Here is a 13019-nt window from a genome sequence, read left to right on the forward strand (position 1 = left end):
GTGGGAAGCAGGTACACAGTGCAGTTCGGCGTGTTCTCCGTGAGCGACATCACCCGCGACCCGGTCTCGGGTTCGACCCCGAGCGAGGCGGAGCGGATCGACGCGGTCGTGCGGATCGCGAAGAAGACCGAGGAGGTCGGGCTGGACGTGTTCGCGATCGGCGAGCACCACAATCCCCCGTTCTTCTCCTCGTCCCCGACGACGCTGCTGGCGTACATCGCGGCGAGCACCGAGAAGCTGATCCTGTCGACGGCGACGACCCTGATCACCACGAACGACCCCGTCCGGCTCGCCGAGGAGTACGCGATGCTCCAGCACCTGGCGAAGGGCCGGATGGACCTGATGCTGGGCCGGGGCAACACCGCGCCGGTGTACCCGTGGTTCGGCCAGGACCTGCGCGAGGGCCTGCCGCTGGCGCTGGAGAACTACAACCTGCTGCACCGGCTGTGGCGCGAGGACGTCGTCGACTGGGAGGGCAAGTACCGCACGCCGTTACAGGGCTTCACGTCCACGCCGCGCCCGCTCGACGGGGTGCCGCCGTTCGTCTGGCACGGCTCGATCCGCACGCCCGAGATCGCCGAACAGGCCGCGTACTACGGCAACGGGTTCTTCGCCAACAACATCTTCTGGCCGAAGGAGCACTACGTCCGCCTGATCGAGTTCTACCGGCAGCGCTTCGCCCACCACGGGCACGGCACGCCGCAGCAGGCCGTCGTCGGCCTCGGCGGGCACGCGTTCATCGCCCGCCGGTCCCAGGACGCGATCCGCGAGTTCCGGCCGTACTTCGACGAGGCCCCGGTCTACGGGCACGGTCCGTCGATGGAGGACTTCATGGCGCAGACCCCGCTGTCCGTCGGCAGCCCGCAGGAGGTCATCGACAAGACGCTGACGTTCCGCGAGCACTTCGGCGACTACCAGCGCCAGCTGTTCCTGCTCGACCACGCCGGCCTGCCGCTGAAGACCGTGCTGAACCAGCTCGACCTGCTCGGCGAGGAGGTCGTGCCGGTCCTGCGCAAGGAGCTCGCCGCCCGCCGCGCTCCCGGGGTCGCCGAAGCGCCGACGCACGCCGACCGGGTCCGGACCGCCTACGGCGACGGGGAGCCGCGCCAGAACCGCCCCCGCGCCAACCGGGGCGACAACGTGACGGGCTCGTCGCCGTACCAGGATTCGGAGTCCTGATGGCCGGCGGGACCCGGCTGGCCAACACCGCCTGGGAGGCGCTGATGGCCGCGCACGCCACGCTCATGAAGGAGTTCGCCGCCGAGCGGACCTGGCAGGAGCTGAGCATGCGGGAGTACGACGTCGCGTACACCCTGTCCAAGTGCCCGGCGCCGATCAGCGTCACCGAACTGCACCGGCACGTCCTGCTCAGCCAGCCGGCCCTGTCCCGCCTCGTGGACCGGCTGGCCGAGCAGGGCCTCGTCGAGCGCGCCCCCGACCCGTCGGACGGCCGCGTCGTCCTGGTGTCCCTCACCGCCCTCGGCCGGGACACCCAACGCACGATCGGCCGCCAGCACGCCCGCAGCGTCGCCCGCGCCGTCACCAGCAGGCTCAGCCCCGCCGAACTCGGCCAGCTGGAGACCCTGTGCCGCAAACTCGCCCGGAGGAACCCGGAATGACCTCGTACCGCCTGACCGTCGTCTCCGCCGGAGCCAGCGACCCGTCCTCGACCCGGATGCTCGCCGACCGGATCTCCCAGCGGGTCACCGCGCTCGCCGGACGGCGCGGCCACGACACGGTGGTCACCGTCGTCGACCTGCGGGAACTGGCCACCGAGATCACCGCGGCCGTGGTGTCGCGGATCCAGGGCCCGAAACTGCGGCAGGCCGTCGCCGCGCTCGCCGACACCGACGGCCTCGTCGTCAGCACCCCGGTCTACGCCGCCGGCGCCAGCGGCCTGCTGACGTCGTTCTTCCAGATCCTCGACAGCGACCTGCTGATCGCCAAACCGGTGATCGTCGCCGCGACCGCCGGCACCGCCCGGCACTCGCTGGTCGTCGACGAGCAGCTCCGGTCCCTGTTCGCGTACCTGCGGGCCCTGACCGTGCCGACGTCGGTGTTCGCCGCGCCGGAGGACCAGAACGCCCCCGAACTGGGCCGGCGCCTCGACCGGGCCGCGTTCGAACTGGTCCTGCTGATGGAGAGCGGCTTCGCCCGGGCGGTACGCGACGAGTCCTGGCACTCCTACCAGCACGAGTTCGGCGGCGCGGGCGGCACCGAGGTGTCCATCGCCCTCGACTCGGACCTGATGCGGCTGGCCACGGGCGGCTCGGCGCGGGTATCCGGTGGCGGCGACGGGCCGGCCGCCGTACGTTCGTCGGCATGACCGCCCAGCGCCCCATGATCGCCGTCCTGACCGGTGCCGGCATCTCCACCGCCTCCGGCATCCCCGACTACCGTGGCCCGCGGGGCGTCTGGCGACAGGACCCGACGGCGGAGCGGCTCGTGACGATCGGCCCCTACCTGGCCGAGCCGGAGGTCCGGCGCCGGGCCTGGCGGATGCGGCTCGACATCGGGGCGCACGCCGCCCGGCCCAACGCCGGACACCTGGCCCTCGTCGAACTGGAACGCGGCGGGCTGCCGGTCCGGGTGCTCACCCAGAACGTCGACGGGCTGCACCAGCGCTCGGGGCTTCCGGCGCACAAGGTGCTCGAGCTGCACGGCACCGCCGCCGAGGTGCGGTGCGCGGGGTGCGGGGACCGCGGCGGCATGGCCGAGGCGCTCGCCCGGGTCACCGCCGGCGAGGACGATCCGGCGTGCCGGGCCTGCGGGGGCGTGCTGCGGCCCTGCACGGTGATGTTCGGCGAGCCGCTCGACCCGACGGTGATCGGGCAGGCCGAGATCATCGCGCGGGCGTGCGACGTGTTCCTCGCGATCGGCAGCAGCCTCCAGGTGTACCCGGCGGCGGCCCTCCCGCTGATCGCCCTGAAGGAAGGCGCCCGGCTGATCGTCGTGAACGGGGAACCGACCCCGTACGACGCGCTCGCCGCCGAGGTGATCCGCGAACCGATCGAGGAGGCCGTCCCGGCGCTGGTGCGGCGGCTGCTGGCCGGGGAGTGAGTGAGCCGGGGACGGGTGCCGGGGACGGGTGCCCCCACAGCGGCGTGAGGGGGCACCCGTGGTTCAGCAGGCGGCCGCCGGCCGGTTCCTGCCCACCAGGTCGGTGCGCCCGGCGGAGCCGTCGTACCAGAGCACCCGGCGGTCCTCGTCGGGGCTGAAGCCGCCCTGCTGGCCCCGCCCGCAGGACACGAGTACGGGGGTGCCGCCGGCCAGGTTCAGCTGCCGGAGTCTGAACCTCCCGGCGGTACCCGGCTCGGTGGACTGGAAGGTGATCCAGCCGTCCGTGGCGGCGAGGTGCCCGATGCCGGGCGAGGCGGGGCCCTCCGGCAGGATGTCGGTCACCGGCCCGCCGCGCACCGGCGCCCTGCTGATCGCGTACCGGCCGTCACCGTCGGTGTCCCTGCCGAAGACCACGTAGCCGGCCGTGATCGCCAGGTCGGTCACCCGGGCGCCCGCCCCCGGGTCGAAGACGGTCTTGCGGCCCGTACGCAGGTCGTAGACCACCGGGCGGCCGACGTCCCCGGAGTACTCGACGTATCCGAGGAGGTTTCCGCACAGCACGATCCCTGAGCCCTCCGTCTCCGGCCCCGGGGTCAGGTTGACGGCCGGGCCGTCGCCGGTCCTCGCCCAGACGTCGTAGCCACCGATGCCGGGAACGAGCTCGACGGCAAGCCAGGCGTGGTGCCCGCCGCTGACGGCCGACTGGACGACCAGGTGCAGGGGGCGGGACCAGATCTCCCGGACCGGGCCGCCACCGAGGTCCCGGCCGAGAAGGCGGTTGCCCTGGGGGCCGGAGGCCGACCACACCACCGTGCGGCCGTCGGTGGCCGGGTCGTTGGCGTACTCACCCTCCGGGGTCAGCCGGACGGGCCCGCCCCCGCCGCTGGTCCGCCCGGTGTAGACCCCCGGGGTGTACGGATCGGCGAAGGTGCCCCTGGCGACCACGAACCGGCCCTGGGCCGCACTCGGGTGCCAGCTGTGGATGCCGGGGAAGTCCGTGAGCACCGGTGTGCCGTCGCCGCCGAGCTGCTCCTCCCAGCCGGGCCGGATGCCGTGCGCGTCGAAGGCCGCGTGCACCGGGGCCAGCGGGGCGCCGAGCGCGGCGGCGGCGGACAGCACGGCCCGGCGACCGTCGACGAAGGTGGCCAGCGGCGTCAGGTACTCGGTGAGTGCCTTGTAGACGATCCGGTCGGCGAGTGCGGGGTCGACGCTCGCCCGCAGGTCCCACAGCGCCCCGCCGAAGATCGTGGAATTGAGGTGTACGCCGCCGCCGTCGGTCATGACCAGCACGCCGAGGTAGTCCCGCGTGGTCCGCCCGTCGTCGAGGTCCCGGAAGGCGCACTCCCGGGGCCCGGCGGTCCGACAGGTCCGCTCGCCGAGCAGCCCGGCGTCGGGGTGGCCCATCGACATCCCCGAGGCCGTCACCTCGACGGCGTTGCCGAAGTAGTCGGCGATCGCCTCGCTCATCGCGCCGGACTGGTTCGCGTACACCAGGCCGGCCGTCCGCTCGATCACGCCGTGGGTCAACTCGTGCCCCACCACGTCCAGGCCGGCGGCCAGCGAGTAGTACTCGTCGGACAGCCCGCCGTAGACCATGTACCGGCCGTTCCAGAAGGCGTTCACGAAGGGTTCGCCGCCCGGCGCGCCGACGGCCACCACGGAGTCCACCGGGCCGCCCTGTCCGTCGATGCCGTCGCGGCCCAGGCGGTCGGCGTAGAAGGCGCGGACCCGGGCGGCGCCGTAGTGGGCGTCCACCGCCCCGGACTCCGTGGGCCTGCCCGTGACCTCCGGGGTGTCCGAGCCGGCCACCGGGGTGCCGGGCGGCAGCTCCCCGTAGAAGTCGAAGTACCAGCGGCCCTCGGCGTCGTAGGTGCTGAGGGCGCCCCGGTGGGTGGTGTCGCGCAGCTCGTACCGGCCCGCGTTCGCGGTCAGGCCCAGGGGGACGACGGTGCCGTGCTGGGTGAGGCCCGTACCCGCCGTCGGTGTGCCCGTGACGGTCGCGGGCCCGCCGGGGTGCCCCGCGCGGGAGACGCCGGTCGGGCCGGCCCACCGGGACAGGACGGCCCCGTGGTGGGCGTCCACGTGCACCGTGGTGCGGACCGGGCCGCCGTCCCAGGCGGTCACCTCGACCTGCCAGGCCAGCGCGCCCGTCCCGCCGGGCAGGACGACGAGGGTCGGCGGGGCGGTCCGCGCCGACCGGCGGACCGCGGGATCGGTCAGCGGCGCCGTCGCCACCCGGGCGGCCTGCCCGGCGGTGATCGAGGGCACGGTACCGACGGTCAGGCCGGTGACCGTCCGGTCGGTCACCGCGCCGTCCGGGTGCAGGAGGCGTTGCGCGCCGAGGACCGGTACCCCCCGATGCGTTTGTCCATAACGGACGGTCGAACCGGACGCTCCGAGCCGGACCAGCCCGGGGGCCTCGGACTTGGCCACCGCCGGGGCTGGGGCCTTCGCGGCCGCCGCCGGAGCGGGGGAAAGGACGCCGGCCGCGACGAAGGCGACCAGTGCTACGGGCAGACTTCTCACATGCCCTCCCAGAGATTGACGACTGTCCATGACGAGTCGTCGGCGTTCCGGGAGGATCGCCCCGAGACCCAACAGTGCCCGAACGGTGACGCGCCGTTACCCGCGCCCCCGCCGCCCGGCCCGGTCAGGGGCGCGGGGTCCGCAGGCCGGGGTCCAGCACCTCCGACGGGTCCCAGCCGGGTTCCTCGCCGTCGCCGTCCACGGTCGCGTCGAAGTAGGCCTGCTCGACCGGGCCCAGTTCCCCGACCAGGGCCGCCATCGGGTACGAGGCCGTGAAGCGGGCGCCGTGCGCGTCGACCAGCAGCACGGCCAGCGGCGGGTCCCCCGGGGCGGGCAGTCCGGGGTAGACCATGCCACCCCAGTACAGCACCGGGGCGGTCACTCCCCCGGCCACGTACCGGGACGCGCCGGCCAGCATCAGCAGGTCGGCCTGGGTCTCGGCGACGTCGCCGTAGTAGTCGTACAGGTAGACCTCCAGCGCGCCGTCGTGGTGGCGGGCCAGGGTCTGGCCGGCGGCGGCCCGGGCGGTGAGGCGGTCGAGCGGGGTCCTGGCCCATTCGGCCCGGTAGTGCGCGCGCGCCTTCGGGTGCGCCCCGGTCAGCTCCCAGTCGGCCTGGTCGCCGTCGTTGGCCCAGCCGGTCCACATCGCGCCGGGGTTGGCGATGACGTCCACGCCCGGCGGGGTGGCCCGCAGCCACGCGTCGAAACCGGACCGCGGCATCGGGATCCGCGCCGACACCATGAACGAACGGGCACCCATGCACGGCATGCTAACGCCCCGCGGAGGCACGGTCGCCGGACGTCGGCGCTTGACAGGATTTGACGGCTCCGCGCCCCGGCCGCCCGAGGGTCCCCCGGCACGTACGTTGTGCACATCCGTCGATGTCTCTCTCGGGAAAGCAGGCACCCCTCATGTCTATTTCCATCCTCCGGCGCTCCCTCACGGGCGCCTGCACGGTCACCGCCGCGCTCCTCGCCTCGGCGCTGTGTGTCACGTCCGGCGCGGCCGCCAGCACCTCCACCGGCGACATCCTCGACTACTGGACCACCTCGCGGATGGCCTCGGCCACCGGGGCCGACGCGCCCACGCGGACGGCACCGGCGGCACCGGCACCGGCCCTGCTCGCCGAACTCACCCGCGCACCGCGCCCCTACACCGACGCCGACACCCGGGTGCACGGCAAGGTGTTCTACACCCGGAGCGGCGGCCGCGACAGCTGGTGCTCGGCGTCCGTGGTCACCGCGCCCAACCGGAGCCTGGTGTGGTCGGCGGCGCACTGCCTGTCCGGTACCACCCGTGTGCTGTTCGTTCCCGCCTACAACTCCGCCGGCACCGGGGACGCCCCCTACGGCCGGTGGCCGGCCCGCCGGGTGGTCACGAGCGGCAACGACCACGCGGTCGTCGTCGTGTCCCAGGTCGGCGGCAGGTATCTCCAGGACGTGGTGGGTGCCAACGGGATCCGGTTCACCGGCCCGGTCGACGGCCGCACCACGATCTGGGGGTACCCGGCGGCGCGGATCTGGACCGGCCGCGACCTGACCTACTGCCACCAGCCCACCCGCCCCGACGGCGGCAGCACCACCACGGCCTGCGACACCGAGGGCGGCAGCAGCGGCGGCGGGTACGTGACCGGCAACGCCACCCCGACCGGCCTGGGCCACCTGTGGGCCAACCACACGGCCGGTTCCGGGGCGACCGCCTACGGTTCGGTGTTCGGCAGCACCGCGAAGCGGCTCTACGACGCCAACAGCTCCTGACCCGGCGGCGGGTGGCGGCCGGGCCGGGCCGCCACCCGCGTGCCAACCTGCCGCCCACCGGCACCGTCCGGGTCGACAATGGTGTGTCCTGCCCGTCGGCGGGCGGTGGAGGGGTCATGGACGCCGAGGCGACCGGAGCGGAGCGGGCCCGGTTCGGTGACCGCCTGCGGTACTGGCGGACCGTGGCCGGGCTCACCCAGGCCCAGCTCGGCAAGCTCCTCGGCTACCACCACTCCTACCTGTGCAAGGTGGAACGCGGCCAGCGCTGGCCGCCGGGTTCCCTGCCCCGGCGGGCGGACGACCTGCTGGCCACCGGCGGGGAACTCGACGCCCTGTGGTGGGCCATCGGCCACGATCCGTCGCCGGGCCCCCTCCCGGCACCGGGCCCCGACCCGCCGGGCACCTCCGGGCGCGGCCACCGGTTCCCCAGTCTCGGGATCACCTGTCCCCTGCACGGCCTGGCCGGCTGCTCGGCCACCGTCGACCCCGCCACGGTGCGCCGCCCGGCCACCCGGATCGACCCGGCCGCCGTGCACACCTACACCGCGCTGCTGGCCACCTACACCCGGTCCAACCTGAAGGACACCTCGACGGGTACCGGGGCCCGCGTCGAGGAGTCCCTGCACGCCATGACGCGCGCCGTGCGGGCGGGCGGCCGGTACACCGGGGCCCTGCTGGCCCTGTGCGCGCACTACGCCCAGCTCGCCGGCTGGCTGCGGGTCGAGCGCGGCCAGTACGGGCTGGGCATGGCCTGGCTGCACCGCGGGCTCGACTGGGCCCGGGCCGGCGGCAACGTCGTGGCCAGCTGCGAGATCCTCGGCCTGATGAGCACCGTCGCCCGGCTGGAGGGCGATCCCCGGCGCGCCCTCGACTACGCGCGGGCGGCGGGCGCCGCCGGGAGCCGGCACCGCTGGCCGGCCGTCTGGTCCGCGCTCCTGGAGGCCCGGGCCCACGCGCTGCTCGGCGACGGGCGCGCGTTCGACCACCACCTGCGCCACGCCCGCGTCCTGCTCGACCGCACGGGGGACCTCGACCGGATCCACGCCCCGTGGCTGCACGGGGCGGAGGGGCTCGCGTTCGTCGACGCCTTCGCCTCCGGCGGGCTCCGCGACCTCGCCGCCGGCGGCGGTGACCGGCGCCTCGCGGTGCGGGCCGCCGACGCGGCGCGGTCGGCGCTCGCCTTCTATCTCCCGGCGCGCATGCGCCCGTCCCACGTGCTACTCGTCCTGCGCCTCGCCGACACCTACGCCTGCGCGCGCGACCCCGAGGCGGCCGTGGCCACCGCGACCGGGGTCCTCCGGGCGGTGGCCACGGCGCGCGAGACCCTCGTGCACCGCGAACTGGCCGGGCTGCGGGCCCGGTTGCACCACGACTGGGCGGACACGGCCGGGGTCCGCGACTTCGACCAGCGGCTCCGTGCCCGCTCCGGCCCCGCCGTGCGGTGAGGCGGGCGGACGCCCTGGGGGTGGCATCCGCCCGCCTCCGTGCCGGCGCTAGGCCAGCGGTCCGGTGACGCTCTCGATCCACGCGCGGTGCGTGGTCACGTCGGTGTAGATGCCCAGGCCGCTGGAGCAGTCCGGGAACTGCACGGGGCCGTTCGGGTCCTGCGGGAGCACCTCGACGCGGCTGAACGCGCCGTTGAGCCGCCAGGCGCCGCCGACCTTGCGGAGCAGCGGGCCGCCGGAGTCCCCGAAGCAGGCGCCCTGGTGGGTGTCCGGGTTGCCGGTGCAGATCTCGTTGGCCGTGTTGATCGGGGCCTCGACGTTGGTGCACAGCGCCGGGTCGCGGAACCCGGTGTCGAGCTGCTTGAGGGTGGTGGTCCGGCCGTCGTCGCCGCAGAACGTGCCGACCGTGGTGCAGCCCCAGCCGATCAGCCGGGCGTCCCCGCCGACGGGCTGGCGGGTGTCGAGCTTGACCGGGGTGTTGGTGACCGGGCGGTCGAGGCGGATCAGCGCCACGTCGTTGGCCTGCGCGCCGCCCTGCGGGTGCGTGACGATCTGGGTGGGGGTGCGGACCTGGCCGCCGGTGTCGGTGTAGCGGCTGCCGATCCGCAGCCGGATCGCGCCCGGCTCCTTGCCCGCGACGCAGTGCCAGGCGGTCACGACCCAGTTGGCGGAGATCAGGCTGCCGCCGCAGAAGTGCGGCGCCTCGGTGCGGGCGGGATCCTGGAGGGAGACCATGAAGGAGTACGCGCTGGGCGCGTACTGGCCGCCGACGATGGCCATCGACGTGCCCGGGGTGGAGGCGAGGATGACGGCGGCGGCGGCAGCCGCGAGGCCAATGCGCAGAAGTCTCAAGACACGTGCCTTTCGTGGGGACCGCGGATCCGGTTCGGACCCGATGTGACCAGCCTCGCCAGTGGCGCTAACGGCCGGCTGGTCCGGCGCTAACGCGGCTACCCTCGGGCGGGTGACCACGGGGATGGACGACACGTTGCGGTTCACGGTGCTCGGCCGGCTGGCCGCGCGCCGGGCCGGCCGGGAGTTCGACCTCGGGGCCCCCGGCCCCCGGGCGCTCCTCGGGCACCTGCTGCTGCGCGCGAACGTGGTGGTCCGCCCCGCCGAGCTGTTCGACGTGCTGTGGGGCCCGGCGCCGCCCGCGACCGCCGGCAACGTGGTGCAGGCCTACGTCGGCAGGCTGCGCCGGGTGCTGGAGCCGGGCCGGGCGCCCCGGGGCACGGCCCGGGTGCTGGCGTTCACCGACGGCGGCTACCTGCTGCGGCTCGCCCCCGGCCAGTTGGACCTGGACGAGTTCCACGCCGACCTGGCCCTCGGCCGGGGGCTGCTCGGCGGCGGGGACCTGCCCGGGGCGGCCGACGCGTTCCGCCGGGCCCTGGACCGGTGGACCGGGCCGGCGCTGGCCGGGCTTCCCGACGGACCCCAGCTGGGCCGGGAGCGGGCCCGGTTGGAGGAGAGCCGGGTGCAGGCGTTCGAGGAGCTGGCGGCCGTGGAGCTGGCGTTGGGCCGGCCGGCCGGGGTGATCGCGCAGCTCACCGAGCTGACCGCCGGGCACCCGACCCGGGAGCGGCTGTGCGAGCTGCTGATGACCGCGCTGTGCCAGGCCGGCCGGCCCGCCGACGCGCTGACCGCCTACCACGGGCTGCGACACAGCCTGGTGGGGTTGACCGGGCTGGATCCGGGGCCGGCGGTGCAGCGGCTGCACCAGCGGATCCTGACCGGCGCGGAGCCGGGCGCCGGGCCGGGCGCCGGGTCCGGACGGACCACCGCGCCCGCGCAGTTGCCCCTCGGCCCGGTCGGGTTCACCGGCCGGGTAGCGGAGCTGGCCGCCGTGGACCGGCTGGGCGCGGGCGGGCTGACGGTGGCCGCCGTGACCGGGCCGGCGGGGGTGGGCAAGAGCGCCCTGGCCCTGCACTGGGCACGGCGGGCCGCCGGCCGCTATCCCGACGGGCAGCTGTTCGCGGACCTGCGCGGGTTCGACGAGGCCGCGCCGGTGTGCCCGGAGCAGCTGCTCGGGGAGTTCCTGGCCGGGCTGGGGGTGCCCGCCGACGGGATCCCCGCCGGTGGTCCGGCCCGCGCGGCCCTGTACCGCTCGGTGCTCGCCGCCCGCCGGGTGCTCGTGGTCCTCGACAACGCGCGGGACTCCGCACAGGTCAGACCCTTCCTGCCGGGTACGCCGTCCTGCGCCCTCGTCGTGACCAGCCGCAACCGGCTCGACTCGCTGACCGTGCGCGAGGGCGCGCTGCCGGTCCGGCTCGGGGTGCTCGACGCGGCCGAGGCGGAGGCGCTGCTGGCCGCCGGCCTGGGTGCCGACCGGGTGGCCGCCGAGCCCGGGGCGGCCCGCGAGCTGGCCGTACTGTGCGACGGGCTGCCGCTGGCCCTGCGGATCGCGGCCTGCCGGCTCGCCGAGCACCCGGGCCGGCCGATCAGCGCCGCCGTGGCCGAACTCGACGACGAACGCCGCCGGCTGGCCGCGCTGTCCGCCGAGGACATCGGGGTGTCCGCCGCCCTGGCGTTGACCTACCGGGCGCTGCCGGCCGGGCAGGCCAGGCTGCTGCGGCTGCTGGGCCTGCACCGGGGCGCGGCCGTGGACGCGCACGCCGCCGCCGCGCTCGCCGGGTGCGCACCGGCCGAGGCCGCCGGGCAGCTCGCGGGGCTGGCCGGCACCCACCTCACGAGCGAGTCCGCGCCCGGCCGGCACGCCCGGCACGACCTGATCCGGTTGTACTCCCGGCAGCTGGCCGAGACGGAGGAGCCCGCCGCCGACCGGTCCGCGGCCGCCGCGCGGCTCCTGGACTACTACCTCGACACCCTGGTGCACACCCGGCCGTACTGGAACCCGGGCACGCCCGCGCCGCCCGGGCTGCGGGTGCGGTTCCCGCCGGTCCGACCGCGCCGGTTCGCCGACCGGGCCGCGATGACCGCCTGGTTCGAGGAGGAGGACCTGACCTCGGCGGTGGAGACCGCCGCCGCGCTGGGCGAGCACCAACGCTGCTGGTGGCTGGCCCGCGAACTGTGGCCGTACTACTACGGCCGGCGCACGCACGCCGAGTGGGCGCACGCCCTGCGCCTGGGCCTGGCGTCCGCGCTGGCCGTGGGCGCCGAACGCGGCGAGATGGTGATGCGCGCGCACCTGGCCACCGCGCTCGGCCTGGGCGGCGACCCGGAGGCGGCCGTGGAACAGCACACCCTGGCGGTGGCGACCGCCGAACGGCTCGGCGACCGGCTCAGCGCGGCCTCGATGCGGGTCAACCTGGGCGCGGCGCACGCCCTCACCGGCGGCCTGGACCTGGCCGTCGAGCACTACCGGTCGGCGGCGGCGACCGCGCACGCCCTCGGGGCCGGGGCCCTGGCGGCCCGGTGCCTGGCCAACATGGCGGAGCTGGCGCTGCGGCGGGGCGACCCGGCGGCGGCCCTGCGGCACGTGGACGAGGCCCTGGCGGCCGCGCCCTCCGACGCGGTCTGGGGCCAGCCCGCCGAGCTGCTGCTCTACCGGGGGCAGGCGCACCGGGGCCTGGGCCGGCCCGGCGAGGCCGCGCACGCGCTCCGCCGGGCGGTGGCCACCGCCGGGGCCGGCGGGCAGCGGCACACCGAGGCCGAGGCCCGCTTCGAGCTCGGCTCGGTGCTCCGCGACGCCGACCCGGAGGCCGCCGGGGCCGAGTGGCGGGCGGCCAGGGCGCTGGCCGCCGGGATCGGCAGCCCGCTCACCGTCGCGCTGGACGCGCTGCTGGCGCCCGGGGGCCGGCCGGCGCCGGGGTTCCACGACCCCGGCTTCGACTAGGCGTCCGGTCACTGCCCGGGCGGCGAGCCGCACGGCCGGAGCGCACGGGTTCCCGCCCGGCCCGCGACCGCCGGGCCGTCGTCGCCGGGGCCCTGCCGGGAACGCCGGCAGAGCTGGCGCACCCGGTACCCCCATGGTGGTTGTCGTTATTTCTCGTCCTCGAACCAGCCGCAGTCGATCGTGATCGCGCCCGGGCCGCAGATGCCCATGGTCGGCTCCTCCGGCGTCGGCTGCGGCGGGCACTCACTGACCGTGAGCGCGCACATCACTCCCCCGTCGGCCCGCGCCTCGCCCGGCGTGACCCCTGTCACCCCCATGACCAGCGCCGACAGCGCCACAACCCCTGCGAGCAGCACACCTACGCGTCGCTTGAACATTCCCGTCCCCCACAATCCGTGTCCGTTGAAACCCGGAACCGCCTCCCCGGACTCAGCATG

General features: G+C 75.5%; 11 protein-coding genes. 7 read left to right on the top strand and 4 right to left on the bottom strand.

The annotated features are described in order from the left end of the window. Nucleotides 1–18 precede the first annotated feature (18 nt). Genes AB0M43_RS06355 through AB0M43_RS06370 form a run of 4 tightly spaced genes read left to right on the top strand, consistent with a single transcriptional unit; the run spans nt 19 to nt 3060 of the window. The gene (locus AB0M43_RS06355; protein ID WP_363721669.1) at nt 19–1179 is read left to right on the top strand and encodes an LLM class flavin-dependent oxidoreductase; all 1161 of its coding nucleotides are present in this window, start codon (nt 19–21) and stop codon (nt 1177–1179) included. Then, on the top strand, nt 1179–1619 hold the full coding sequence (locus AB0M43_RS06360) for a MarR family transcriptional regulator (RefSeq protein ID WP_363721671.1): 441 nt from the start codon (nt 1179–1181) through the stop codon (nt 1617–1619). Before AB0M43_RS06355 ends, AB0M43_RS06360 begins: the two co-directional genes overlap by 1 nt. Continuing rightward, nucleotides 1616–2326 carry a CE1759 family FMN reductase gene (locus AB0M43_RS06365; RefSeq protein WP_363721673.1) on the top strand — a complete coding sequence of 237 codons (711 nt, stop codon included), beginning with the start codon at nt 1616–1618 and terminating at the stop codon, nt 2324–2326. Before AB0M43_RS06360 ends, AB0M43_RS06365 begins: the two co-directional genes overlap by 4 nt. Continuing rightward, nucleotides 2323–3060 (top strand): Sir2 family NAD-dependent protein deacetylase, encoded by a 738-nt coding sequence (locus tag AB0M43_RS06370; protein WP_363721675.1) that lies wholly within the window; start codon nt 2323–2325, stop codon nt 3058–3060. The genes AB0M43_RS06365 and AB0M43_RS06370 overlap by 4 nt, the downstream gene beginning before the upstream one ends. A gap of 63 nt (nt 3061–3123) precedes the next feature. Here AB0M43_RS06370 and AB0M43_RS06375 read toward each other — a convergent pair whose 3' ends face one another. Both AB0M43_RS06375 and AB0M43_RS06380 read right to left on the bottom strand, forming a co-directional pair. Continuing rightward, complete coding sequence (locus tag AB0M43_RS06375) at nt 3124–5586, bottom strand: M4 family metallopeptidase (protein WP_363721677.1); 2463 nt, start codon at nt 5584–5586, stop codon at nt 3124–3126. A gap of 124 nt (nt 5587–5710) precedes the next feature. Beyond that, nucleotides 5711–6346 (bottom strand): hypothetical protein, encoded by a 636-nt coding sequence (locus tag AB0M43_RS06380; protein ID WP_363721679.1) that lies wholly within the window; start codon nt 6344–6346, stop codon nt 5711–5713. Between the two features lie 152 nt (nt 6347–6498). Here AB0M43_RS06380 and AB0M43_RS06385 point away from each other — a divergent pair, with 152 nt between their 5' ends. Both AB0M43_RS06385 and AB0M43_RS06390 read left to right on the top strand, forming a co-directional pair. Next, nucleotides 6499–7344 carry a hypothetical protein gene (locus AB0M43_RS06385; RefSeq protein ID WP_363721681.1) on the top strand — a complete coding sequence of 282 codons (846 nt, stop codon included), beginning with the start codon at nt 6499–6501 and terminating at the stop codon, nt 7342–7344. A 116-nt stretch (nt 7345–7460) separates the two neighbouring features. After that, nucleotides 7461–8789, top strand: coding sequence for a helix-turn-helix transcriptional regulator (locus AB0M43_RS06390; RefSeq protein WP_363721683.1), 1329 nt, complete (start codon nt 7461–7463; stop codon nt 8787–8789). Nucleotides 8790–8837: 48 nt separating this feature from the next. Here the strand turns inward: AB0M43_RS06390 and AB0M43_RS06395 are convergent, their stop codons facing one another. Further along, nucleotides 8838–9641, bottom strand: coding sequence for a serine protease (locus AB0M43_RS06395; RefSeq protein ID WP_363721685.1), 804 nt, complete (start codon nt 9639–9641; stop codon nt 8838–8840). 112 nt (nt 9642–9753) lie between these two features. Here AB0M43_RS06395 and AB0M43_RS06400 point away from each other — a divergent pair, with 112 nt between their 5' ends. Beyond that, nucleotides 9754–12582, top strand: coding sequence for a BTAD domain-containing putative transcriptional regulator (locus AB0M43_RS06400; RefSeq protein ID WP_363721687.1), 2829 nt, complete (start codon nt 9754–9756; stop codon nt 12580–12582). Between the two features lie 146 nt (nt 12583–12728). Here AB0M43_RS06400 and AB0M43_RS06405 read toward each other — a convergent pair whose 3' ends face one another. Continuing rightward, complete coding sequence (locus AB0M43_RS06405) at nt 12729–12959, bottom strand: hypothetical protein (RefSeq protein ID WP_363721689.1); 231 nt, start codon at nt 12957–12959, stop codon at nt 12729–12731. Nucleotides 12960–13019 lie beyond the last annotated feature (60 nt).

The sequence above is a fragment of the Longispora sp. NPDC051575 genome (genome assembly GCF_040681875.1).
Taxonomy (GTDB): Bacteria; Actinomycetota; Actinomycetes; order Mycobacteriales; family Micromonosporaceae; genus Longispora.